Origin of the sequence: Bradyrhizobium sp. Tv2a-2, assembly GCF_000472425.1 — a bacterium.
Classification (GTDB): Bacteria; Pseudomonadota; Alphaproteobacteria; order Rhizobiales; family Xanthobacteraceae; genus Bradyrhizobium.
The window spans coordinates 259,578-282,544 of the sequence record NZ_AXAI01000005.1 but is presented as its reverse complement, the minus strand read 5'-3'; the positions used below and the strand labels follow the sequence as shown (position 1 = coordinate 282,544).

21 protein-coding genes, 1 tRNA gene and 1 pseudogene are annotated in these 22,967 nt (G+C 62.9%); 10 read left to right on the top strand and 13 right to left on the bottom strand.

Annotated features, from left to right (window positions below):
• Positions 1-21: 21 nt before the first annotated feature.
• The 5 genes and pseudogenes from A3AI_RS0112630 to A3AI_RS0112610 all read right to left on the bottom strand — a co-directional run bounded on the left by A3AI_RS0112630 (position 22) and on the right by A3AI_RS0112610 (position 2,473).
• Positions 22-429, bottom strand: a complete 408-nt coding sequence (locus A3AI_RS0112630; protein WP_024515925.1) for an SRPBCC family protein — start codon at positions 427-429, stop codon at positions 22-24.
• A gap of 156 nt (positions 430-585) precedes the next feature.
• Complete coding sequence (locus tag A3AI_RS0112625) at positions 586-945, bottom strand: VOC family protein (RefSeq protein WP_024515924.1); 360 nt, start codon at positions 943-945, stop codon at positions 586-588.
• A 57-nt stretch (positions 946-1,002) separates the two neighbouring features.
• A complete protein-coding gene (locus A3AI_RS0112620) occupies positions 1,003-1,842 on the bottom strand; it encodes a helix-turn-helix transcriptional regulator (RefSeq protein ID WP_024515923.1) in 840 nt (279 codons plus the stop codon).
• A 92-nt stretch (positions 1,843-1,934) separates the two neighbouring features.
• A pseudogene (locus tag A3AI_RS0112615) lies at positions 1,935-2,180 on the bottom strand (MGMT family protein); the annotation flags it as partial.
• Between the two features lie 95 nt (positions 2,181-2,275).
• A complete protein-coding gene (locus A3AI_RS0112610; RefSeq protein WP_024515921.1) occupies positions 2,276-2,473 on the bottom strand; it encodes a ClpX C4-type zinc finger protein in 198 nt (65 codons plus the stop codon).
• Between the two features lie 184 nt (positions 2,474-2,657).
• Between A3AI_RS0112610 and A3AI_RS0112605 the strand changes: the two genes are divergently transcribed.
• Positions 2,658-2,731: transfer RNA gene (locus tag A3AI_RS0112605), tRNA-Gly, on the top strand.
• A 43-nt stretch (positions 2,732-2,774) separates the two neighbouring features.
• On the opposite strand, the gene A3AI_RS45770 is transcribed toward A3AI_RS0112605, so the two are convergent.
• The gene (locus tag A3AI_RS45770) at positions 2,775-6,197 is read right to left on the bottom strand and encodes a TonB-dependent receptor domain-containing protein (protein WP_063615460.1); all 3,423 of its coding nucleotides are present in this window, start codon (positions 6,195-6,197) and stop codon (positions 2,775-2,777) included.
• Between the two features lie 617 nt (positions 6,198-6,814).
• Between A3AI_RS45770 and nikR the strand changes: the two genes are divergently transcribed.
• On the top strand, positions 6,815-7,279 hold the full coding sequence (gene nikR / locus A3AI_RS46185; protein WP_084800897.1) for a nickel-responsive transcriptional regulator NikR: 465 nt from the start codon (positions 6,815-6,817) through the stop codon (positions 7,277-7,279).
• A gap of 148 nt (positions 7,280-7,427) precedes the next feature.
• On the opposite strand, the gene A3AI_RS0112590 is transcribed toward nikR, so the two are convergent.
• A complete protein-coding gene (locus A3AI_RS0112590; protein WP_024515918.1) occupies positions 7,428-8,414 on the bottom strand; it encodes an ABC transporter substrate-binding protein in 987 nt (328 codons plus the stop codon).
• Between the two features lie 974 nt (positions 8,415-9,388).
• Positions 9,389-9,754 carry a nuclear transport factor 2 family protein gene (locus tag A3AI_RS0112580; RefSeq protein WP_024515916.1) on the bottom strand — a complete coding sequence of 122 codons (366 nt, stop codon included), beginning with the start codon at positions 9,752-9,754 and terminating at the stop codon, positions 9,389-9,391.
• A gap of 539 nt (positions 9,755-10,293) precedes the next feature.
• On the opposite strand from A3AI_RS0112580, the gene A3AI_RS0112575 reads away from it, so the two are divergent.
• From A3AI_RS0112575 to A3AI_RS0112555, 5 genes are all read left to right on the top strand, one after another.
• A complete protein-coding gene (locus tag A3AI_RS0112575) occupies positions 10,294-10,830 on the top strand; it encodes a hypothetical protein (RefSeq protein WP_024515915.1) in 537 nt (178 codons plus the stop codon).
• An 85-nt stretch (positions 10,831-10,915) separates the two neighbouring features.
• Positions 10,916-11,107, top strand: coding sequence for a hypothetical protein (locus A3AI_RS0112570; protein ID WP_024515914.1), 192 nt, complete (start codon positions 10,916-10,918; stop codon positions 11,105-11,107).
• A 27-nt stretch (positions 11,108-11,134) separates the two neighbouring features.
• Positions 11,135-11,725: an SCO family protein gene (locus A3AI_RS0112565; RefSeq protein ID WP_024515913.1), complete on the top strand. Its 591-nt coding sequence runs from the start codon at positions 11,135-11,137 to the stop codon at positions 11,723-11,725.
• A 270-nt stretch (positions 11,726-11,995) separates the two neighbouring features.
• The gene (locus tag A3AI_RS0112560; RefSeq protein WP_024515912.1) at positions 11,996-12,868 is read left to right on the top strand and encodes an ABC transporter substrate-binding protein; all 873 of its coding nucleotides are present in this window, start codon (positions 11,996-11,998) and stop codon (positions 12,866-12,868) included.
• A 160-nt stretch (positions 12,869-13,028) separates the two neighbouring features.
• Entirely contained in the window at positions 13,029-14,672 is a 1,644-nt protein-coding gene (locus A3AI_RS0112555) for a lysine--tRNA ligase (RefSeq protein WP_024515911.1), read from the top strand.
• Here A3AI_RS0112555 and A3AI_RS0112550 read toward each other — a convergent pair.
• The gene (locus tag A3AI_RS0112550; protein ID WP_024515910.1) at positions 14,669-15,604 is read right to left on the bottom strand and encodes a 2-dehydropantoate 2-reductase; all 936 of its coding nucleotides are present in this window, start codon (positions 15,602-15,604) and stop codon (positions 14,669-14,671) included. The genes A3AI_RS0112555 and A3AI_RS0112550 overlap by 4 nt on opposite strands.
• A 217-nt stretch (positions 15,605-15,821) precedes the next feature.
• Between A3AI_RS0112550 and A3AI_RS0112545 the strand changes: the two genes are divergently transcribed.
• The 3 genes from A3AI_RS0112545 to A3AI_RS0112535 all read left to right on the top strand — a co-directional run bounded on the left by A3AI_RS0112545 (position 15,822) and on the right by A3AI_RS0112535 (position 18,385).
• Positions 15,822-16,601 carry a class II aldolase/adducin family protein gene (locus A3AI_RS0112545; RefSeq protein WP_024515909.1) on the top strand — a complete coding sequence of 260 codons (780 nt, stop codon included), beginning with the start codon at positions 15,822-15,824 and terminating at the stop codon, positions 16,599-16,601.
• Between the two features lie 348 nt (positions 16,602-16,949).
• Entirely contained in the window at positions 16,950-17,294 is a 345-nt protein-coding gene (locus tag A3AI_RS0112540) for a DUF952 domain-containing protein (protein WP_024515908.1), read from the top strand.
• Positions 17,291-18,385, top strand: coding sequence for a quinone-dependent dihydroorotate dehydrogenase (locus tag A3AI_RS0112535; protein ID WP_024515907.1), 1,095 nt, complete (start codon positions 17,291-17,293; stop codon positions 18,383-18,385). Before A3AI_RS0112540 ends, A3AI_RS0112535 begins: the two co-directional genes overlap by 4 nt.
• Positions 18,386-18,427: 42 nt before the next feature.
• Here the strand turns inward: A3AI_RS0112535 and A3AI_RS0112530 are convergent, their stop codons facing one another.
• From A3AI_RS0112530 to A3AI_RS0112515, 4 genes are all read right to left on the bottom strand, one after another.
• Entirely contained in the window at positions 18,428-19,693 is a 1,266-nt protein-coding gene (locus A3AI_RS0112530) for an MATE family efflux transporter (protein ID WP_156927758.1), read from the bottom strand.
• A 78-nt stretch (positions 19,694-19,771) separates the two neighbouring features.
• Complete coding sequence (locus A3AI_RS0112525) at positions 19,772-20,077, bottom strand: DUF6460 domain-containing protein (RefSeq protein ID WP_024515905.1); 306 nt, start codon at positions 20,075-20,077, stop codon at positions 19,772-19,774.
• A 73-nt stretch (positions 20,078-20,150) separates the two neighbouring features.
• Positions 20,151-21,842 (bottom strand): ATP-dependent DNA ligase, encoded by a 1,692-nt coding sequence (locus tag A3AI_RS0112520; protein WP_024515904.1) that lies wholly within the window; start codon positions 21,840-21,842, stop codon positions 20,151-20,153.
• On the bottom strand, positions 21,839-22,924 hold the full coding sequence (locus A3AI_RS0112515; protein WP_024515903.1) for a ligase-associated DNA damage response exonuclease: 1,086 nt from the start codon (positions 22,922-22,924) through the stop codon (positions 21,839-21,841). The genes A3AI_RS0112520 and A3AI_RS0112515 overlap by 4 nt, the downstream gene beginning before the upstream one ends.
• Positions 22,925-22,967 lie beyond the last annotated feature (43 nt).

The following is a 22,967-nucleotide window of genomic DNA, read 5'->3' as shown; positions in this document are numbered from 1 at the left end:
GGCGTGCTTCCGTGAGGAAGATCACACAGCGGCCTTCGTGCGGTTCAGGGCTCTCTGCATGGCAGCGACGCCCGCATCCATCTGGACGCTGATGTAAGGCGCGATCTCGTGTGGCAGCACGTCCGTGATCCAGATGAAGCGGCAGCGTGCCTCGCCGTCTTCGATAACCTGCGCGGAGGCGCTGTGCTGCGTCACCCGCTCGCTGCTGATGGCATAGACCAGCCGCCGCCGCTCATCGTCGCAATCGACCAGCTGCTCGCGGGCGATTGTGCCGTTGGCAAAGGTGACGATGCGCGCGTCGCCCTCGAGCTTGCAGTCGGTCACGAAGCCCGGCGCAAGCCGCGTGTGCACAGCGCCGAAATCGCGCAGCACGTCCCACACTTCGTGTGCTGGGGCGTCGACAGGAAAGTCCTTGTGAATGGATGCCATGGTTTTGAGCTCCGAAGCGATTTGAGGTGAGGGCGAGTAGGACGGGTAGAGCCGACGGGTCGCGCGAACGTGCGCCCGATGACAGGCTCCACGACCATCGCGGATCACGCGGGAGAAATGGTGGGTTTCGCTGTGCTCCACCCACCCCACGATTCCTTAGGTGCACACCGCTTCCACATTGTTTCCGTCGGGATCAATCAGGAAGGCGGCGTGGTAGGTCGGGCTGTAATCGGCGCGCGGGCCTGCTCCGCCATTGTCGCGGCCGCCGGCTTTCAGGCCATCGCCGTGAAATTTCTTGATCGCGTCATGGCTTGGTGCGCGGAAGGCGATATGGGCACCGTCGCTTTTGAGGCCCTTGTGCAGATAGAGCCAGAGCGCGGGCTCGCCCTTGGGGCCGAAGCCGGCGCCATTCTCGTCCTTGGAACAGAGGACATAGCCGAGCGGCGCCAATGCCGCGGTGTAAAACCGCACGCTTGCGTCGAGATTGCCGACTTTGAGGCCGATATGATCGTACATGCACGTCTCCAATTTGCAGCTCCGCGCTCGCAGCGCGCGGCATGGAGACGAGACTAGTCAGTTCACGCCCAACCGATCTTGGAAAATCTTGCGGGATCCCCGCGAGGCCTGGCGGAATTTGAGCGGCGAGACACCGGCGGCGCGGTGAAAGGTGCGGACAAAATTCGAGAGGTCGGCAAAGCCGACATCATAGGCGATATCGGTCACGGACCGTTCATCGTCGGCCAATAGCCGCGCGGCATGGCGCAGCCGCGAGCGCAACAGATATTGATGCGGGGTGACGCCGAGCACAGCAGAGAATGCACGCAGGAAATGGAATGCACTGACCCCGGCCTGTGCTGCGGCATCATCGAGCTCGATTTCCCGATGCGAATGCGCCTCGATCCACAATGCGGTCTCCACCGCGCGGCGACGGTCGCGGGCGGAGACTGCGACCTGCTGGCGGGCCTTGCCTGAGACCACCTCGACAAAGCGATGGGCGAGTAACTGCCCGACCTCGTCCAGTCCGACATCGCTGATGCCATCAGCCGCGGCCTGCGCCAGTTCGCCCAGCACCATCAGTTCGGCGAGCGGCGGCGCCGCGCCGACCTCCCAGGTGTCGCGGCGATCGCCAATCGTCTCGATCAGACCGGGCTCGAAAAAGAACGACAGGCATTCATCGCCGCAGACATGGTCGTGGGTGCAGACGAACTCTTCGCCCGGCCGGCCGATCAGCAGCGATCCGACCACGAGCTCATGTGCACGCCCTCGGCTCTGATAGCCAAAGCTGCCCTTGCGGACAAAGGAGATGGAATGGCAGCAGTGTTGCTCCACGAACGGCTTCTCGCCCGGAGCCGCCGTACAGCGGAAATCGGACACCGTCATCGATGGACGCTGGAGCAGGGTCGTGGAACTCATGCCTTAAATCTAGGGCATGATCCGGAAAAGTGGAGACCGGCTTTCCGAAAAGATCATCTGCAATCAAAAAAACTGAAGGGCGACGGCGCGCCTTATTTCTGCGGACGCGGCGCAGCAACCGGGAGCAACACGTCGAACAGGCTTTTGCCGATCACCGGCTCCGTGCCCTCGATCGAGAGCAAACGGCGCTTGGAGACGCTGCCGCCAAATGCTGACATCCGGTCGGCACAGTGTCCCGCTTCAAGCACGCGGTGGGAGGGCACGATGATCATGTAGGGATTTTTCGCAATCACCTGCGCCATCGAATGCACCGCGCCGCAGATGCGCAAAGCCGCGGCTCACAAAGCCGCGCATCCGGAATCTTAACGTTCTGTTAAGCAAGCGCCCGGGGGGCTGCTCCAGAGTAGTTGGCGGCGCTCTCAGGATCGGACCCTCACGACTTTTCGCGTGGGCGATCGGGAAGCAACGCCAGCGTCCGCATCAGGCGCTCGCGCCACGTGGGGTGTTGAATGCTGATCATCTGGACGGCGAGCATCGCGCACTCGTCACAGATAAACGCCTGCGGCCCGGCGACGAGGCGCAGGGCTTCGGCTTGTGGCTTACCGCAGAAGGAGCAGGCTGGCGTGGTCATCGTGCCGTTTTATGTTGCCGCTGGCAGGCCACAGTAGCATGGGGCGAGCCTCGAGTGCCTAATGCCTCCGGGGGCGCATGCGACCGGCTTGATCCCGTCGCACCATTCGCTATGGTGAGCAGCGTCGCCAGGGGCTGTCAAGCTGTCGCGACGACCGTTGCGAAATCGCTAAGTCCCTGATTTCGCGGGCGTAGTTCAATGGTAGAACGGCAGCTTCCCAAGCTGCATACGAGGGTTCGATTCCCTTCGCCCGCTCCAACACTTGGCGATCGACGACCAGGGTCGGCTCCGGCTTTTCCCGTCACCAAGGCTTATACGCGATGCCAACGCGGAGATCGCTGATCGGCGCTCGTGTGCCGGTATCCGCAGAATTTGTCTGCGCGTTCACGAAACCCGCAGCCTCAAGGTTTGTGAACCGATATTCAATTCTCCCCAGAATCGTGTCGGTGATCGCATATTCGGCACCGGCGCCAGCGGTCCAACCATTGGATTTGCCGCCGGTACTAGCAAACGGAGCCGCTCCAGTAAGTGCAAAGGCAGTCGAAGGATTCCCCATAGCCCATCCCCCGGTGCCGAAGATGAGGAAGCGGTCGAATGCGACGCCAAGCCGACCACGGATCGAGCCGTATTCTTTGGTCGTTGTTGAAACCGTGAAGGGACCTGCCGGTAACGCGCCAGTTGCGCCCAACGGCGCAAGGGTTTGATTATTGCCAGTCAGGTTCGACCATTGGAAATCTCCCTCAACGCCGAGCACAAACCGATTGAATTGGTAATTCCCGCCAACGAAGCTTCCGGCAAATGGTCCGGTCGCACCGTAGTCGTATGGCGTCGACACAGCCTCCGCCGCGGTCGTCAGGGTTCCGGCCGACCGCTGCCGGCCATAGCCTCCGTCTGCGCCGAAATAGAAGCCAGTCCAATTGTACAACGAGCGAGCGGGAGGTGCCTTGTAGAGCGGCGCGATGGTCACGGCAGGTAGCCGTTCGTCAGCGACCGCGAAGGCTGTGCCACCTGGCGTTATCGCGTTGAATTTGTAGTTCACACCGAACTCAATCGCGCTGACTTTCGTTGACGATGTGGTGGACAGCTCCGAAAGCGGTAGTGCGAGCATCGTTGATCCGTAACTCGTATATCGATACTCAGCGAACACGTTCCAATTTTGCGCGAATGCGACAGAAATACCTGCCCCCGCCGTCCATCCGCTGAGATACTTGTTCACGGCCTCGTCGGCGCCCGCTGTCGCGTTGTTGAGCGCGCCGGTGAGCTGGGTACGGACGTATTGATTGTTCGATAACGCCAATCCCGCCGTCCCGTAGAGGAGCATATTGTCAAAGGCGTAGCCCACGCGCCCGCGTACCGTCTCGCTGTCGAACACGGTGGTCTGATTGGCGGCGGTGCCAAACGCATCAGTAGTCGCGATTTTCTTCGTTCCCCCGGAGGTAACGTCAGCAACTACGCCGAGCACCAGGCGGGACGGCATCATGTAATCGAAGCCGAACTGAATGCCGCCTCGCCAGTTAGGCAGGTTGCCGGTGACGGGAGAGGCTGTTGCCCCCGTTGCAAGGTTGACGGCGCTGCCGCTGGTACTCGACGAACTAAATTCGCCATGAGCGCCGATATAGAATCCAGTCCAATCGTAATTTGCCGATGGAGGCAGGTAGGTGGGGACTGCTCGCTTCATTTCCGCGGCCATTCCGGAAATGTCGAGGGTGTCGATCGGGCCGGCGAGGGTGAGCCGAAGGGCCAGGGGATCCAACGGGTGAACGGAATAGTCCATGAAGCCATTCTGGCAGACTGCCACAGGAATTTTCGGCGTCGGAAAGCACTTGGCGAACAGGCTGTCGGTGGTGAGCAACGCGCCGTAAGCGTAGCTCGCGTTGTAGCTGGAAGAGTCCAGAAGATTGAGCGCGTCGAATTGAATGCGCCAACCATTGGCAAACCGATAGCCCACGTTGGCGTTGATGGTGTTGACCGCCGGCGACTGGAACACGCCGTCTTCGGTGAGCGGCCGCGAGCTGATATATCGCCAGCGCAGCGCACTGAACCAGCCGGTCTTTTCGCCCAGTGTGACGCCGGCCGATGCCACCATCCATGGAGCCTCGGGCACGAAATTGCCCGGGGAATTGCCGATTTGCGCCTGCGGGAAGCCCGCAAGCGATTGGAAGAGCTGCTCCTGCGCCGAGTCGAAGCCGATAAACCGGGCTCGCGACAGCGCAAGATCAGCGTCGAAGCTGATCCATGAGGCGGGGTGATACTTGTTCGTGATTTCGATGCCGGTGCGCAGGCTCGGCGGGCCGGGAACGGTCGTTCCAGTGTCTCCGTCGAAGAACAACTCGGAATCCTGGTGCAGGTAGAAAAGGCTGATCGAGCTGTCGAGATTCGGTATTGCCTTGGTGCGCACGCCGATCTCGGCTCCTCGGGAGCGGACCAAAAATGGCGTGGCACCCTGTGGGGTGGCCGGATCGCCGGGGACTTCTGTCGTGGTCACGCCGCGCGCGTCGTTGCTGTGATAGCCCATGCCGGCGCCCAGGAACAGCTCGGTCTTATAGAAGGGACCGAACGTCATGGTCAATTTCGGGCTGCCGATCGCGGCGCTTGGATTGCCCGAGTTCGCCGGCTGCAGAATCGAATTCACTGATGCCCAGTAATAGTCGCCGCGCCAGCCGGCGGTGGTCCTGAACCAGTCGGTCCAGCGCGTTGTGTTCTGGGCGTAGATGCCGACGTTGCCCTCCTTGACGTCGTCAACAAGGATGTTGGACAGGAATAATCGATGCGTGGTGTCATTCAGGCCGACATTGATGTCGTCGTAGCGGCTTTGCACACCGAACGCGGTCTCTGTCGGACGATTGAACAAGGTGCCGTCGAATGTGCGCGAGACCCCACCGCCGCCGTAAATGCGATTGTCGAGTTGATGGAATTGATCGCCGTTGATGGGATCGGCGGTGTCCCACGTGAAATTGTTGAACAGGTCCATCGTTTCTCTGACCAGATAGGCGTTTGCCTTCCACGATCCGGCATCGTCGGAGTGGGCAAATCTGGTGGAGAACATGAACCGGCTGGTATCGCCGCCGTCCGTCGGGTCGAGTTCGCCGAACAGACCGATCTGTCCGGTGGTGATGGCGCGCAGCGCGACCTGATCGGAAGAGTTCCAGTTGTTCGTGTACGCCATGGCGGTTGCGGAAAACCCGTCCGTCGCCGTGCCCTGGCTGTAGCGCAAAAGACCATTGAACTTGCGGACGTCATCGGCGGTAGCCCACGGACCATTGTAGGTATTGAACTCTCCGGCATAGAGCAGCGATCCATCCCCGAGCCTGGTCGAACCCAGGGCGAGAAATCGATCGTAACCGAAGCTGCCAACCGTTGTGGAGACGATATTCTTTTCCACGCTGTCGCGCAGCGAAAGGTGCAGATCACCGGCGCTGGCGAAGTCTCCGACGTCGGCAAAATACGGCCCCTTACGGACTTCCAACCCACTGATCGCTTCAGGAATCAGAAAATTCAGATCGGCGTAGCCCTGACCGTGCGCGTTCGTGGGTAAATTGATCGGCACGTCGTCCCAGAATATGGCCATGTCGGTGCCATGGTCGAGATTGTAGCCGCGCAGATAGTACTGGTTTGCTTTGCCGGAGCCGGAATGCTGAACAACGGCCAGGCCGGGCGTCGCTTCGAGGATTTCGGGACCATTCGCAATCGGGCGAGCATTGAGGTCCTCGCCCGAAATGGTCATCTGGCTCGCCAATTGCGGCACTACCGGCGTTCCTCCGGCCACGTTGGGACCGCCGGTCTCGTAGGGTGAGGGCCGCGCCGGCACCCCTGGAGCGGTCGTAGCCCGGGCTGGCGCCCGCGAGGTCACCGACGAAGTCGGTTTTGGCTTCTTCGGCTTGGGCTTGGGCATGACGACCCGGATTGGCGGAAGCAGCGTACCGCCCGACTGCGCCCCCGGCGGTGCCCCGGGGCTCGGAGTCGGCGTCTCGCCAGCCGCGGGAGCTGGGGATGCCGGTGTTGTCGTCGGAGCGTCGCTGCCGGGAGACGGCGCGGTCTGCGCCAAGGCGCCTGCGCAAATCGACGAAATCAGAAGCGATGTCGAGGCAAGCAGTCGCGGACGCAATGACACAGACGCCCCCTGTCAGGCGAACTTCCACGACGCCTTCTGCGCTAGTAATGGTGCAAACCAGCGGACTCATTCCCGCCGATGCCATCGCCTCCTTGCGCCCGAGAGACTCCCCGGAGATTGGGACGAACTTGCCCAATCGAGTGTGACGTTGTCAATAATTTATCATACGATTGCGGCCTCCTGCGCCGGGCATTATGCCCTTCGCGGGAAAGCGTCGAGGGAGAACAAAAATGCACCGCGTGACCATTACAATCGACGATGACTTTTACGCTGAGCTCGATCGGTTCATGAACACGCGAGGCTATGAAAACCGCTCAGAAGCGATCCGAGATCTCGCTCGCTCCGGCCTTCAGCAGGCAGCCATGGAGGTCGGTGGAACCCATCCTTGTGTGGCGGCTCTGGTCTATGTTTACGATCACGGCGAGCGCGAACTGCCGAAGCGCCTCACACGCGATTTCCACGACCATCACGATCTCGCACAAGCGACGCTGCACGTGCATCTCGATCAAGAGCGTTGCATGGAAGTTACTGTGCTGAAGGGACGTGGCTCCGACGTACAGCACCTTGCCGACCACGTTATTGCTGAACGAGGCGTACGTCATGGACACGTGGTCTACTTGCCCTTGGACAAGACCCACACGCCCGGCGCTAGCAATACACAAGTCCGTTCCGTCGCACATCGACGTGGAGCATGAATCGACACACATTCTCGAGCAGATTCTCCAAAATGGGGCTCGTGCAACGACTTCTTGGGATGACCGCTTCGGATCCACGTCGGCGAGAAGCTCGCTGCCGCGAGATTACCGGCCTGGTGCTGCCGCTGCGCCGCAGCAAATCGTGGAATTATTCGATCACCTCGTCGGCACGCCCGAGCAGCAAGAGCGGCACCTTGAGGCCGAGTGTCTTAGCGGCCTTAAGGTTGATCACAAGCTGCAGTTTGGTCGCCTGCTGCACAGGTAAGTCGCTCGGCTTTTCGCCATTGAGGACGCGCCCGGTATAACGGCCCAACTCTCGGGCCGCACCGAGAAAATCTGCTCCGTAGCTTATTAAGCCACCTGCGACCACGTTTTCTCGGTAAGCAAACAAAGCGGGTACTTTGTAGCGCGTTGTAAGCGCGGCTATGTAGTCACTGTGTACCATAAAGAGGCTTTCGCTATTGGTCAGCAGCGCACCAGCCCGCTCGTGTACCAAGATTCCGAAAGCCGCGTCGATTTCTCGTGGGTTACTCGCGTTGAGTACCAACAGCCCCAAGCCAAGCGCGCGTGCACTCTCCAGCGCCTCTCTCGTGTCAGATTCAGCCAGAGCCGCATTGGCTGGATTGACTAGAAAGGCGATGACCGTCACGGCCGGCATCAATTCATGCAGCAATTCGAGGCGCTTTGCCGTCACGGCAGTTTGCAGGGCGCTGAGACCCGTCACATTGCCACCGGGCTGCCCGAGACTTCGCACGAGGCCGACCTCAACTGGGTTCGAACCAAGCGAGAAGACGATGGGAATGGTTTGCGTCGCAGCTTTGGCCGCGACCGCAGATGCGGTCGTGTTCGGTATCACGATCACTCTCACCCTGCGCTGAACCAGACTGGCGACGAGCTGCGACGCACGCTCGAAATGTCCTTCGGCGTAGCGGAATTCGATTGTTACGTTCTTGCCTTCGATGTACCCGGCATCTGCCAAGCCACGCCGAAAGTAAGCCAGGTACTCTGGAGCGTCATTCGGAGACCAGCCGCTGAGATAGCCGATCACAGGCATCATCGCCTGCTCGGTGCGGGCCTCGAATGACCATGTGATCGCCGCGCCACCCAGCAGAGCAAAGAATTTGCGTCGGCTCATGCGCAACCTCGAAGAATGAACCGAGTATCGCACTGTCCTAACCTAACACCTAGGACATGAATTTGCGAGGCGGAGCAAATCGAACGATTCGGGTCAAAATTCGAAGAGACTTAGACCGAGCAACTCTGGTCCGCTTTGCGCCTTCAGAAGCAGACATGGAGATAACTCAGATTTTACGAGGCCCGAGATCCAAATCTGCACAAGGCGCTGAGGCCTTCGCTTTTCGATAGCTCCGCTGAGGATATGCGCCTCATCGTCGTTAAGCTCGCCCTTGCTGTACAGATGCCAAAGAGTGCGCCCAAGATTGTCCATCTGCTCCAGCGAGGTCGCTGCGTTGATCATGTCGTAGAAGGCAGTTGTAGCCGGGGCTAAGCGCATTCATCGGTTGCCGCCGGTGCGATTGATTGCCTTCAGTGCAGTGCTGGGCGTTGCAAAGCGGCCCAGCGGCGCCCATCGGCATCATATTCAGCGTACAGCGAGATGGAGACGCGCGGCCCAAGTAACGCCGGCCGGGGTCAACGTAAGGCTCGAGAGCTTCGAACGAGGGGTTTTGCTTTGGTGGCGTAACCCTCTGATGGAGCTTAGCTCGTTTGCCAGCAGTTTTGGCGCTAACATCTTGGGATAATTGAGGAACGCCCGACTTCCCAAGCTGCATACGAGGGTTCGATTGCGTTCGCCCGCTCCGATCCTTTGCTCAGCGCCCGCTTGATGTAGCCCTGCGCCTCCACGATCCGTCCGTCGCGCACGCCGCCCATCAGGCTGACACCGCGCACGGAATTAAGTTGCTCCGGCCCCAGACCAGCCGCCAGCGGATTTCGCCGTGATCGCCGACGGCCCATCGCATGGGGATCGGCATTGCTGCCGCAGCCGCCTGTTTTTGGTGGCTCTTTCCCAAGCCACGGGTCTCCCGAGTTCGTAAGTCCGTTTGGCGTGACTGCCCGCTGATCTCGGTGGGCAGCCACATCCGTTTCTTCTCACGCGCTCTGCGGCACCTGGTCCAGGAATCCGGTGATGCTGCGGATCCGTCCGTCCTCGAGCACGGCGAAGTCGGTGCCCTTGATCGGGCTGTCGACCCCGTCGGGGCCGAGCCCCCAACAGAAACGCAGACGATCGCCAAAGCCGTTCGGCTCACCGATCAGCCGGAAGCTGAAATCGGGAAAGCGCTGCTGCACGCCGTCGATCAGCGCGTCGATCCCATCATGGCCTTCGCCACTCATCAGCGGATCGACATAGCTCGCGTCCGCCGTCCATGCGGTCGCAAGCATCTCCCGCCGGCGGCTGGGAATGCGCTCGTTCCAAAGCTCGATATAGCTCTTCGCGATCATGTTGATGTCGGTCATTCCGATCCTCCTTTTGCTGACGCCGATCGAGCGGCGAGACCGACTATTGCGACGTGGCCTGGTCAAATCGATTACCTCTGAAGTTATGCATTTCGATTTGATGGCGTAGCGCGCTGGCTTGTTCGCTCGTCGGCTGGGCTATCGCCGAGGATTGGCCGTCTCCTAGAGGGGACGCGAACCCACGCGCATCGAGATTAAGCTTTGAGCAGGGTGGCGCACGGTTATGCGGGCCGTCTGCCGCAGCTGCGAAATCGCCGCACAACCTGACGGTGCTTTGGCGGAAGGGAGACCGGAACTGCTTTCGGTGCCCCGTATTTCGCCGGTGGTCGGAGGCGCGTCGTTTAGGGAACCGTTAATGCAACCGGGTTCCGAGCCCTTGAAGGCACGCGAAAGTGCGACGCGCCGGCCACACACCGGTCGAAATTTTTTTTGCCGGCGCGGGTTTGCCTAGACAAAACCGCGAAGTCCTAAGACGCTAGCCTCACTCTTGCATCACTGAAGACGAACAGATTCGGATTCAACTTATCTGGGGCTGGGACATGAAATTCGTGACCGGGTTGCTCGCGGCGGTCCTCCTGCTCGCGGGGGTGGCGGCAAGTCGCGCTGCGGTCCGCATCGCCGATGATCGCGGAGGTCGTATCGGCACCTACGTCGACCGGTACCAAGACCTGCGCTCATCAGGCCAATCCGTGATCATCGACGGCTTGTGTGCCTCGGCCTGCACGATCGTCCTCGGCACCGTTCCCCACGACAAGATCTGCGTCACGTCGCACGCGACCCTGGGTTTCCATGCCGCCTGGGATTTCGGCGCCAACGGCCGCGCCATCACCAATCCCGAGGCCACACAGCTCCTTTACTCGATGTATCCGACGCCGATCCGGCGCTGGATCGCGCACCGCGGCGGGCTGACGCCGCGCATGATCTTCCTGCGCGGCCGGGAACTGCAGAGCATGTACAAGCCCTGCTATCTGGATGCCCAGGCGTCCACCAACGGCCCAGCCGGCAAGGCGCAGCCGGCGCCGGTCGTTGTCCCGGCTTCCGTATCCGATTCGGCCGCGGCCGCGCGCTCGCGCTAAAGGCATACGCCTCCTGACATAACGTGATGGCGGCGCTGCATCGGCGGCGCTTGCGTGACAAAGCTGCCCGGCCTATCTCCTCGCCATGGCCCTGCCGCTATCGAGTCCCACTGAACTGCCCGCAGCGCTGCCGGCCCAGAAGGGCGGCCGTACCCTTGCGATCGGACTTTCGCTGCTTGGGGCCGCCATCCTGATCGCGACGCTGGGGTTGTGGTTCCGCTACGGGACCACGGTGTTTTTCGAGACCATCGCGGCCGGCATCGCCGGCTGTTTCTGATCTGCTCGGGAAAGGGAAATTCGGCAAATGGATCGTACAACGCGCCCGCTGGTGATTGCGTCCGCCTTCGGCGGCAGCCTGCTGGTCGGGCTGCTGCTGATGTTCTGGGTGCTGGGCGGGGTCAAGGGCGTGGCCACGCCGGTTGCGATCGGAGGTCCCTTCCAGCTGACCGACCAGAGCGGGACGACCGTCACCGAAAAGAGCCTGCAGGGCCGCCCGACCCTGATCTTCTTCGGTTTCACCCATTGCCCCGACGTCTGCCCGACCTCACTGTTCGAGATTTCCGAGGTGCTGCGCGCGATGGGGACCGATGCCGATCGGGTCAACGCCTATTTCATCTCGGTCGACCCCGAGCGGGACAATGCCCAGGCCATGAAGGAGTATCTATCGAGCTTCGATCCGCATCTGAAGGGGCTGACCGGTGATCCCGCCGCGGTCGCCAAGGTCATTTCCGAATACCGCGTCTATGCCAAAAAGGTCCCGCTCAAGGACGGCGACTACACCATGGATCATACGGCGCTGGTCTATCTGATGGACCGCGACGGTAAATTCGTGTCCCCTTTCAACCTGAAGCGGACCCCGGACGAGGCCGCGGCCGACCTCAAGCATTACCTTTAATTGCTCCTTTGGGACCGCTTTTGCCGTAATCGGCGCTCGAATTGGCGGGCAGATGGTCTATAAGGCCGTCCCCGATCGCAACTTCTCAATTTTGGTGCTTGGGCCAAGCCGGTGCAGAACGCCGCCCCTTCTTCATTGTCCTCGCTGTCCGTTGCGCTCCGCCGCCGCGCCAGTGTGCTGGCGCTCGCCGCTATTGCACCGATCGTCTTTGCACTGGCCATTTTAGCACTGGCCCTGTCCGGCACGCCTGCCGTGGCTGAGACCTCGCCCATGCAGACCGCCCAGGCCGCGCCCGCCGAGTCGGCGCCGGTACCGGTCGCCCCACCTCAAGCGCCGCACAAGGCCGGTGCCGCACCAAAGGCCGGTGCGGGGGCCGCGCCCCAGGCCGTGCCCGGCTTCTGGGACCCCCGTCGCCGCCCCGAGCGGCCGGACCTGTCGCGCATTGCGGTGATCCGCTTTCTGACCGAAACCGACTATCCGCCCTTCAACTTTACCGGCGCCGACGGCAACCCGGCCGGCTTCAACGTCGACCTCGCACGTTCGTTGTGCGAGGAGATCAAGGTCACCTGCACCATCCAGATGCGCCGCTTCGAGACGCTGCTGGATGCGCTCTCCAGCAACAAGGGCGACGCCATCATCGCCTCCATGGCGGTGACGCCGCAGCTGCGCGCACGCGTCGATTTCACTGACCCCTATTACCGGGCGCCGGCCCGCTTCGTGTCGCGCAAGGACCAGGCGCTGACCGAGATCCGCCCCGAATATCTCGAAGGCAAGAAGGTCGGTGTCATCGCTGGGACCGCGCATGAGGCCTATCTGAAGGCGATGTTCACCGATGCCGAGCTGCATTCCTATCCGAACGACGATGCGCTGCGCACCGCGCTGCGCCGGGGCGAGGTCGATTTCATTTTCGGTGACGCCACTTCGCTCGGCTTCTGGATCAACGGCACGGATTCCGGCGATTGCTGCGCTTTCTCGGGCGGCCCTTTTGTCGAAAGCCGCTATTTCGGCGAAGGTATCGGCATTGCCGTGCGCAAGGGCAACGACCTTTTGCGCCAGGCGTTGAACTGGGCGCTGTTCCGTGTCTGGGAAAAAGGCCGCTACACCGATCTGTGGCTGCGCTATTTCTCGGTGAGCCCGTTTTGAAACTTGCACCGTCATTCCGGGGCGGTCCGAAAGGACCGGACCCGGAATCTCGAGATTCCGGGTTCACGCTTCGCGTGCCCCGGAATGACAGCACAGCCCGTATTTTGCATTCTGGCGCAAAACCGCTAATTTCCGCGGCCTTTGGAGAACCGTACCGAACATGTCCACCATCGACCTTGCCGGCCCCACCGCGAGCGAATTGCGCGCGGTTGCCGAACAATCCAACGCCTGGCCGTTCGAGCAGGCGAAAGCGATTGTGGCGCGGCTGAAGAAGCAGCCAAAGGACGAGGTCCTGTTCGAGACCGGCTACGGCCCCTCGGGTCTGCCGCATATCGGCACCTTCGGCGAGGTCGCGCGCACCACCATGGTGCGCCACGCCTTTCGCGTGCTTACCGAGGACAAGATCAAGACGCGCCTGCTTGCCTTCTCCGACGACATGGACGGCCTGCGCAAGGTGCCGGACAATGTGCCGAACAAGGAGCTCCTGGAAAAGAATCTCGGCAAGCCACTGACGCGCGTGCCCGATCCCTTCGGCACGCATGAGAGTTTTGGCGCGCACAACAACGCGCGGCTGCGTGCTTTCCTCGACCAGTTTGGCTTCGACTATGAGTTCGCAAGCTCGACCGACTATTACACCTCCGGCCGCTTCGACGCCGCACTGCTTCGCATGCTGGAGCGGATCGACAAGGTGATGGCGATCATGCTGCCGTCATTGCGCGAGGAGCGCGCGGCAAGCTATTCGCCGTTCCTCCCGATCTGCCCGCGCACCGGCATGGTGCTGTATGTGCCGATCACCGCGCATGACGCCAAGGCCGGCACCGTCTCCTATGACGACCCCGAAACCAGGGAGCCCGTCACGCTGCCGGTCACCGGCGGCCACTGCAAGCTGCAATGGAAGCCGGACTGGGCAATGCGTTGGTATGCGCTCTCGGTTGATTATGAGATGGCGGGCAAGGACCTGATCGACTCGGTGAAGCTGTCGGGCAAGATCTGCGCCGCGCTCGGCGGCATCCAGCCCGAAGGCTTCAACTACGAGCTCTTTCTCGACGAGAAGGGTCAGAAGATCTCGAAGTCCAAGGGCAACGGCCTCACCATCGAGGAGTGGCTGCGCTATGCGCCGCCGGAATCGCTATCGCTGTTCATGTATCGCGAGCCAAAGGCGGCGAAGCGGCTCTATTTCGACGTCATCCCGCGCAATGTCGACGATTATTACCAGTTCCTCGAAGCGTTTCCGAAGCAGGATGGGCGGCAGAAGCTCGGCAATCCGGTCTGGCATTTCCATGCCGGCCAGCCGCCGAAGGCCGACATGCCCGTCACCTTTCAGCTTCTGCTGACGCTGGTGTCGTCGTCGAATGCGGAGAATGCAGAGACCCTGTGGGGCTTCATCGGCCGCTATCGCCCGGGCGTGACGCCGCAGACGCATCCGAAGCTCGATGCCATGGTCGGCTACGCCATCAATTACTACCGCGACTTTGTTGCGCCGACGAAGCAGTTCCGCGAGCCGACCGACGGCGAGCGCGCGGCGCTACAGGATCTGCGCGATGCGCTGTCGAATCTGCCGGCGGCGTCCACTCCTGAGGACATCCAGAACGTTGTCTACGAGATCGGCCGCCGCGAGCCGTTCCTCGACACCAACAAGAAGGGCAAGGACGGCCGGCCCGGTGTGTCGCTGGACTGGTTCAACATGCTCTACCAGGTGCTGTTGGGTCAGGAGAAAGGCCCGCGCTTCGGCTCCTTCGTTGCGGTGTATGGCATCGGCAACGCGGTCAACATGATCGACGGCGCGCTGGCGCGGTCGGCTTAGCCCCGGCCTTCGCCGGGACGGCTTGATCCGCTCGCCGCGCGCGCGAGCGTCAGCAGCATACTCAGCAGCGGCGTCGGAACACGGTGCCGCACGGCGATTTCCACCACGGCGCCGGTCAGCGCGTCGATTTCGAGCGGCCGGCCGGCGAGGCGATCGAAATACATGGAGGAGCCTGCATCAGGCGGGATGGCGACGAGCCGCGCCAATGATTGTGCGGCCTCGTCGTCCGCAAGCTTCGCACCATCGGCGCGTCCGACCGCGGCGGCTTCCTCGAGCAACGCAAGACAGAGCGCGTTGATATCCGCGCGCCGAAACACCGCGTTGCGCTGTATGGTGAGTGCGGAGACGGGATTGGCAACCGCGTTGACCAGCAGCTTTCGCCAAACGAGCGTTTTGAAGTCACCGCTCACAAGGGTCCGCAGGGGCGTGCCCTCGAACAGCGCCGCGAATGCCTGTCCCGGCGCATCATCGGCAACGGCGAAGTCGAACTCGCCGGCACGGCGGTAGCGAACCCGGTCGGGTGCGAGCCGCTCGCTGTTGTAATAGACGATGGTCGGGATCACTGTCGCAGTGCTGACGAGCGGCGCGACGCGCTCGGCCTGTCCGATCCCGTTCTGCAGCACGGCGATCCTCGTAGCGGGACCGCACAGCCGTTGCAGCCAGGGCGCGCTCGCCGTCGTGTCCTGTGCCTTGGTGCACAAGAGGACCCAGTCCTGCGGCTGCGCCATGGACGGATCGGTCCATCCGCGGATGGGAAATTCCACGGCTCCGTCCGCCTGCTCGACGGTCAGTTGCTCGATCGGGCGCCTGACACAGGCTGCGACATCGTGCCGGCTGGCCGCGCCGAGTAGGCCCGCGACCACGCCGCCGATGCTGCCCAGACCAATGACGGCGACGCGCTGACGCTCGGAATTGGCAACAGTTGGCGACATGTGGATCGAAATCTCCCTGAAGTGTCGTAGCGCCAGCCTACGCGTTGCAGCCGCGCATCGCCACGCACATTCAGGCGACGAAAACTGCAAAGCGGGATGGCCGCCCTGCGGCAATTTCAACCGATGAATTGTCGAACTGGATTACAATGGGCAAAAATCAGGTCGGTCGGTCCGGGCAAAACGGATCGCTCTCATATCAGGTCAAGCGGAGGACGTCATGCAGTTCAGGGTTTCGCCGGAGACGCTTGCCGATTACGGCGCCGAGCAATGGCAGGCGCGGGTGGACCTCGCTGCCGCACATCGGCTCGCCTTCATGCACGGTTTCAGCGAGGGCATCTTCAATCATCTGACCCTGGTAGTGCCCGGTCACAGCGACCGCTACTACCAGATCCCGTTCGGCATGCACTGGTCCGAAGTCACGGCGTCCTCGTTCATGGAAGTCGGCATTGACGACGGCAAGGTCAGGCGCGGCAGCGGCGATGTCGAGCGTTCCTGCTATTGCATCCATGCGCCGATCCACAAGGCGCTGCCGCAGGCCAAGGCGGTGTTTCACACTCACATGCCTTTTGCGAGCGCGCTGACGCGGCTGGAGGATCCGCGCATCAAGGAGATCGGCCAGACCGAGGTCGGGCTGTCAGGCGAAATCGCTTATGACAGCGAATACACCGGCCCCGCGCTCGATCCGGCCGAAGGCGCGCGGCTTGCGCGTGTGATCGGCGACAAGACGATCCTGTTCATGGCCAATCACGGCATCTCCACGGTCGGCGAGACCGTGGCCGCGGCCTATGACCGGCTCTACTACACCGAGCGCGCCGCGAAGGTTCAGATCTACGCCATGTGGACCGGGCAGCCCCTGAAGCAACTTCCCGAGCCTGTGGTGGAGAAGACCAAGCGGGATATCGGTGGCGAGAGCCTCTACAACCCAGGGCCCGTCCAGCGGCATTTTGATGCACTCAAGCGTATCCTCGACCGTAAGGAGCCCGACTACGCGACCTAAATCGCGATGAGATTTGGTTGAATCGTCATCGCGCTTTAGGTCTTTGATTGAGCATGATCTTTTCGGAGAACCGCTACACACTTCTCCGGATCATGCTTCAGGCGGGCAGGCTGCCTAGCAGGCCAGTACTTCCGTTCTCGCTTCACGAAACGGCGTCGGCCGCTCCTCGCGTTTTCGCGAGGGCGGCTTGATTCATGCCTGAGGCAATAATCCCTCGCAGAATCAGCCTCTTGCCTGATGGCCCAAGCTCTCCACAACCGCCCCTTGAGTTGTGCCGGGCTGGCCGATACGGTCCGCCCCTGGCAGAAAATCCCGAGCAGATTCAAACAAGAGGCTCCGGCAGAGCTCGTGGTCAAGATTTACAAGATTTGTTCCGCCTCCGCCTGGCGCGAGGCCGAAAGGAGTGGTGTCTACCGGGGCAGTGCGGATGATGCGCGCGACGGTTTCATCCATTTCTCGACCGCTTCCCAGCTGGAGGGGACGGCGCGAAAGCATTTTTTCGGCCAGCGCGCGCTGTTCCTGGTCGAGGTCGATGCGGATGCGCTGGGAGACGCGCTGCGCTGGGAGCCCTCGCGCGATGACGAGAGGTTTCCACATCTCTATGGCGAACTCGATCTTGGCGCCGTGCGCGGCGTCTATGACCTGCCGGTCCGCTCCGACGGCTATCATGAGATTCCGGAGTTGAAGCCGTGATCCGCGCCTTCGACGCCCTGTCGCTGCCGTTGCTACGCTGGCTCGACCCTGAGGACGCGCATCGCCTGGCGATTGGCGGCCTCAAGCTGTTGCCGCCGATCAAGCCGCGCCCGGACGATCCCAAGCTTGCCGTGCGCGCCTTCGGCCTCAATTTCCCTAATCCGATCGGCATGGCCGCGGGCTTCGACAAGAACGCGGAAGTGCCGGATGCGTTGCTCCGGCTCGGCTTCGGCTTTGCCGAGATCGGCACGGTGACGCCGAAGCCCCAGATCGGCAATCCGCGGCCGCGGCTGTTGCGGCTGGAGCGGGACCAGGCCGTGATCAACCGCATGGGCTTCAACAATGACGGCGCCGAGCTGGTGCTGCGGCGGCTTGCCGCGCGCGCCAATCACGGCGGCATCGTCGGGGTCAATGTCGGGGCCAACAAGGATTCGCCGGACCGCGTCGCCGACTACGTCCAGCTGATCGAGACCTTTGCGCCGGTGGCGAGCTATTTCACCGTCAACGTCTCCTCGCCCAATACCCCCGGCCTGCGCAATATGCAGCAGGCCGCGATCCTCGACGATCTCTTGGCGCGGGTGATCGATGCGCGGGAGCGGGTGCGCGAAAAGGCCGGCGACACGCCGGTGCTCTTGAAGATTGCGCCGGATCTGAGCCTTGCCCAGCTCGACGAGGTCGTGCAGGTCGCGCGCTCGCGCCGGGTCGACGGAATGATCGTCGCCAACACCACGGTGGCGCGGCCCAAGAGCCTGCGTGACAAGGCCAGGGCCGAAGAGACCGGCGGACTGTCGGGCCGGCCGCTGTTCCGCCTGTCGACGCGGATGGTGGCGGAGACCTATGTGCGCGCCGAGGGCGCGTTTCCCCTGATCGGCGTCGGCGGCATCGATTCCGGTGGCGCTGCGCTGACGAAGATTCGCGCCGGCGCCAGCCTGGTGCAGCTCTATTCCTCGCTGGTCTACAGGGGTCTTGGCCTTGTCGAGGAGATCAAGGCCGATCTCGCTTCGACGCTGCTGCGCACCGGGCGCGATTCGCTCGCCGAGATCGTCGGCGCGGATGCGGCGACAATCACGGCTGAGGATTGGCCGGCATAGGGTCGCAGCCCGTGGGATGGGTTTTGCTTCGCTCTACCAACCCTACGAATTCGGGACGAACGAAGCCTTGAGCAGCGCCGGATAGCGCGCGGCCTCCAGTCCGCCGCGGGCGGCATAGAAGGCGAGCAGCGCGCCCCACAGGCCGGCATTGCCGAAGCCGCGCAGCGCGAGCCAGGCGGCGAGGAAGATCGCAAGCGAGACCAGCATCAGGTTGCGCATATCGCGCGCCCAGGTGGCGCCGATATAGACGCCGTCGAACGCGAAGGCGAGCACCGCAAGCACAGGCGAGGCAATCACGAAGATGAGGAAATCGCGCGCGGTCTGGCGCACTTCCGGGCTCGCGCTCATCATGTCGATCATGACAGGCCCGCACAGTGCGACCACCACCATCACGGCGACCGCGAAGACAAAGCCCCAGAGCACCACCAGTCGCGTGGCGGTGGCAAACCCGTTCCTGTCGCGCGCGCCAAATGCCTGGCCGCAAAGCTGCTGGGCGGCGTTGGCAAGTCCGTCGAGGAAGAAGGCGCTGATCAGGAGGAAATTGTTCAACACCGAGTTGGCGGCAAGCGTGACGTCGCCCGCGCGTGCGCCCTGGGCCGTAAAAAACAGCAGCGCGCCGATCAGCGCCGCCGTGCGGATCATGATGTCGCGGTTGACGCCGAGCATGCGCACGAGCTTTTCGCGGTCGAACAGCCTCTTGGCCGGCACGAAAAACCGTCCCTGCAGCAGCCGCTGTGCGATCAAGATTCCGAGCAGAAGGCCGCAGGCCTCCGCGATCACCGCGGCCAGTGCGGCGCCCGCAATGCCAAAATCGAGCGCGAGCACAAATAATGCCGTTGCCGCCGTGCTGACGAGATTGATCGCGATCTGCACCAGCAGCGCCAGCCTGGCGCGCGCCAGCCCGACCAGCCAGCCCAGCACGACATAATTGCCGAGCGCCAGCGGCGCGGACCAGATGCGGATGGCGAAATAGGTGCGCGCCGCCGCAGTCACATCGCGGCTGCCGCCCATGGCCTCGAGCAGCAGCGCGCCCAGGGGCACCTGCAGCAGGATCAGCGCTGCACCGGTTACTGCAGCCAGAATGAGGCCGCGGGCAAAATGCGCCGGCAATTCCTCGACCTCGCCCGCGCCCAGCGATTGCGCAGTGAAGGCGACGGTGGAGAAGCGGAGGAAGCCGAACAGCCAGAACAGGCAGTCGAAGATGACGGACGCCATTGCCACTCCGCCGAGCAGCGCGGGAACGCCAAGCCGGCCGATCGCCGTGGTCGAGACGATGCCGATCAAGGGCGTCGTCAAATTGGCGAGCATCGCCGGTCCCGCGATGGCAAAGACCCGCGCGGTCGTGACCCTGGTGGGAGGAGCGAGCAATGTCGTTGGTCGCGATGATTAGTAGCGGCGCTGCGCGCCGCCGAAGATTCGCGACAACAGCCAGATCGGGACCACGATGACTGCGCCGAGCAGGAAGTAGCGCCACAGCCAGTTGACAGCGTCGAAGCCGAGGTCCCAGAGCCGCCGGAACAGCAGGCGAATGCTCAGGATGATGTTCCAGGGATCGAAGCCGATCGCGGCCAGCACTACGCCGACCAGGATGGACAGCAGGATCAGCCGAAATGCGACCGACAGCGGCGAGCCGCCGAGAAAGCGGGTGAGGCCGCCAGGACCTGCCGGCAATTCCCTGCTGTCGTGTGACATCGTCGTTCTCCCGCGGATTCGCGGTCCCCATTTTACAATAGCGAGACGCAAATGGGGAACCGGAAATCTCTCGTCAACCGGATTCCGGCGTTACCAAATCTTTATTTGCGGCGTCGGCCTTCAGCATTCTCTCCAGCGTTTCCAGCCGGTCGGCTTCGCGCGGCGGCTTGTCCCAGCGTAGCCGGCTGATGCGGGGAAAGCGCATTGCGACGCCGGATTTGTGTCGCGTCGAGCGCTGCAGGCCTTCGAAGGCGACTTCCAGCACCAGGCCCTTGTCGGCTTCATGAACGACATGACGCACGGGGCCGAATTTCTCGGTCGTGTTGCGCCTGACAAAGCGGTCGATCTGCAACAGCTCCTCGTCGGTGAAACCGAAATAGGCCTTGCCGACCGGCACCAGCTCCTCGCCGGCCTCGCCGGCGGTCCAAACGCCGAAGGTGTAGTCCGAATAAAACGATGAGCGTTTGCCGTGGCCGCGCTGGGCATACATCAGGACGGCATCGATGATGTGCGGATCGCGCTTCCATTTCCACCACTGCCCCTTGGGCCGGCCCGGCAGATAGGGCGCATCGCGCCGCTTGAGCATGACGCCTTCGACGGCATCGGCATCCTCGCCCGCGCCGGCAGACGCGGGATCGGCCCGCGCGGCGCGCAGGCGCACCCAACTGTCGAAGGCTATCGTCGGCGACAGGTCGATGCGGGGATCGTCGAGCCGCTTGATAAAGGTCTCGAGATGCGCGCGGCGTTCGGTGAACGGCAATTCGCGCAAGTCGTTCGCGTCGTCGCCGAGCAGATCATAGGCGCGCAGATGGATCGGAAAATCCTTCGTGAGTTTTGGCGAGACGACTTTGCGATTGAGCCGCTGCTGCAGCACATTGAAACTCTGCACCCGGCCTTCGCGCATCACCAGCAGCTCGCCGTCGATCGCGCCCGGCAGATGCAGCGCCGGCACAAGGTCGGGAAAGCTGGTGGTGATGTCCTCGCCGGTGCGAGAATAGAGCCGCGTCGCCAAATGACCGCGGCTGTCGCGCCCGGCGATCGCCTGCACGCGGATGCCGTCCCATTTCCACTCCGCGATGTAGTCGGCCGGCGACATGCCGGTGAGGTCCTCGTTCTCGAGAGCATGTGCCAGCATCACCGGCCGGAACGGCGCGGGATCGCGGTTGACGGGCTTCTCGGCCCGTCCCTCCAGCCAGGCGAACAGGTCGAGATAGGGTGGGACGAGCCCCGGCCACAGTAGCTCAATCTCGTGGGGATCCTTGTCGCCGAGCGCGGCGGCGGCCGTCTTGGCAAGGCGTGCGGAGATGCCGATGCGCATCGCGCCAGTGACGAGCTTTAGCAGCGCCCAGCGGCCGGTCTCGTCCAGCTCGTCGAGCCAGCGCGAGAGTTGCGCGGGCAGCTCGGTCTTGCCAAGCGTGCGCAAGGTGGTGACGACTTCGGTGAGCGTCGGGGGCGGCGGCTTGTTATGGCCGGTGTTGTCGGAGGAGGGCGGTGATTTCGGCCACATCAGCGCGACCGTCTCGGAGAGGTCGCCGACATAGTCATAGGACAGGCCGAACAGCACGGGATCGGTGCGCGCCGCGATCAGGTCGCGGATCAGGCCGGGCTTGGCGTGCTTGAACGATAGCGCGCCGGTGAGCGCAGCAAGCGCAAAGCCGCGGTCGGGATCGCCGACCTCGCGGAAATAGGCGGCGAGCAGCCGCAGCTTGTTGTTGCGGCCGGGCTCATAGGCGAGGCGGTCGAGCAGTGCTGCGAAGCGGTTCATGCTTCGCTTCCCGCATCCTGGCTTCCCTCGGGCTTGGGCTGGGCCTGGGACCCTGGCTGAGTCTCACCCTCACCCTCACCCTCGTCCTCATCGCCATAGCCCACGAGGTCGAGCGGCCGCGCGGCAAGGCCTTTGGACCTGCACCAATGCACCAGCGCGTCCTCCTGACCGTGAGTGACCCAGATCTCGCCGGCGCCGGTTGCCGCAATGGTCGTGGTGAGCCCATCCCAATCGGCGTGATCGGAAATCACGAGCGGCAGCTCGATGCCGCCCTGGCGGGCGCGTGCGCGCACCCGCATCCAGCCCGACGCAAAGGCGGTGACCGGATCGGGAAAGCGACGCGTCCAGATATCGGAGGTCGCGCTTGGCGGCGCGAGCGTGATGGTGCCGGCAAGCTCCGCTTTCTTCACGCCGCGCGCCGGGCGCAGCTCGCCGAGCGGAATGCCGCGGCTTCGATAGTAATAGGTGATCGCCTCCATGGCGCCATGCAGATAAATCGGCGCGTCATGGCCGGCCTCGCGCAGCAGCGCGATCACGCGCTGCGCCTTGCCGAGCGAATAGGCGCCGACCAGATGCGCGCGCTCCGGGAACAGCGCGACGGAGGCGAGCAGCTTCTTCACCTCATCCGCCGCATTGCCGTGACGGAATACCGGCAGGCCGAACGTCGCCTCGGTGATGAAGACGTCACAGGGCACGAGCTCGAACGGCGCGCAGGTCGGATCGGGCGCGTCCTTGTAGTCGCCGGACGCGACGATGCGCATCCCGTTGCAGGACACCGCGATCTGCGCCGAGCCCAGCACATGGCCGGCGGGATGAAACTTGACGTTGACCCCGCCGAGCCGGATGTCCTCGCCATAGGCGACCGCCTGCGTGCTCCCCGCGAAATTCTCGCCATAGCGCAGCCGCATCATGTCCAGCGTTTCCTGCGTCGCCAGCACCGCGCCATGGCCGGCGCGGGCATGGTCGGAATGGCCATGGGTAATCAGGGCCCGCTCGACGGAGCGGACCGGATCGATATGAAAGCCGCCCAGCTTGCAGCAGAGACCGGCGGGAGTTGGCAGCAGGAGGTCTTGCGGACGCATTTTTGTCATATAGGTTGCACCGAAGATTTCACGAGTCTCCAAT

Coding starts and splice junctions, on each gene's coding strand:
- A3AI_RS0112530 (WP_156927758.1), bottom strand. CDS start 19,693: ATGCTCGCCAATTTGACGACGCCCTTGATCGGCATCGTCTCGACCACG.
- A3AI_RS0112515 (WP_024515903.1), bottom strand. CDS start 22,924: ATGCGTCCGCAAGACCTCCTGCTGCCAACTCCCGCCGGTCTCTGCTGC.
- A3AI_RS45770 (WP_063615460.1), bottom strand. CDS start 6,197: ATGACCATTTCGGGCGAGGACCTCAATGCTCGCCCGATTGCGAATGGT.
- nikR (WP_084800897.1), top strand. CDS start 6,815: ATGCACCGCGTGACCATTACAATCGACGATGACTTTTACGCTGAGCTC.
- A3AI_RS0112570 (WP_024515914.1), top strand. CDS start 10,916: ATGGCCCTGCCGCTATCGAGTCCCACTGAACTGCCCGCAGCGCTGCCG.
- A3AI_RS0112575 (WP_024515915.1), top strand. CDS start 10,294: ATGAAATTCGTGACCGGGTTGCTCGCGGCGGTCCTCCTGCTCGCGGGG.
- A3AI_RS0112620 (WP_024515923.1), bottom strand. CDS start 1,842: ATGAGTTCCACGACCCTGCTCCAGCGTCCATCGATGACGGTGTCCGAT.
- A3AI_RS0112555 (WP_024515911.1), top strand. CDS start 13,029: ATGTCCACCATCGACCTTGCCGGCCCCACCGCGAGCGAATTGCGCGCG.
- A3AI_RS0112525 (WP_024515905.1), bottom strand. CDS start 20,077: ATGTCACACGACAGCAGGGAATTGCCGGCAGGTCCTGGCGGCCTCACC.
- A3AI_RS0112560 (WP_024515912.1), top strand. CDS start 11,996: ATGCAGACCGCCCAGGCCGCGCCCGCCGAGTCGGCGCCGGTACCGGTC.
- A3AI_RS0112630 (WP_024515925.1), bottom strand. CDS start 429: ATGGCATCCATTCACAAGGACTTTCCTGTCGACGCCCCAGCACACGAA.
- A3AI_RS0112545 (WP_024515909.1), top strand. CDS start 15,822: ATGCAGTTCAGGGTTTCGCCGGAGACGCTTGCCGATTACGGCGCCGAG.
- A3AI_RS0112590 (WP_024515918.1), bottom strand. CDS start 8,414: ATGAGCCGACGCAAATTCTTTGCTCTGCTGGGTGGCGCGGCGATCACA.
- A3AI_RS0112580 (WP_024515916.1), bottom strand. CDS start 9,754: ATGACCGACATCAACATGATCGCGAAGAGCTATATCGAGCTTTGGAAC.
- A3AI_RS0112625 (WP_024515924.1), bottom strand. CDS start 945: ATGTACGATCATATCGGCCTCAAAGTCGGCAATCTCGACGCAAGCGTG.
- A3AI_RS0112520 (WP_024515904.1), bottom strand. CDS start 21,842: ATGAACCGCTTCGCAGCACTGCTCGACCGCCTCGCCTATGAGCCCGGC.
- A3AI_RS0112550 (WP_024515910.1), bottom strand. CDS start 15,604: ATGTCGCCAACTGTTGCCAATTCCGAGCGTCAGCGCGTCGCCGTCATT.
- A3AI_RS0112565 (WP_024515913.1), top strand. CDS start 11,135: ATGGATCGTACAACGCGCCCGCTGGTGATTGCGTCCGCCTTCGGCGGC.
- A3AI_RS0112610 (WP_024515921.1), bottom strand. CDS start 2,473: ATGACCACGCCAGCCTGCTCCTTCTGCGGTAAGCCACAAGCCGAAGCC.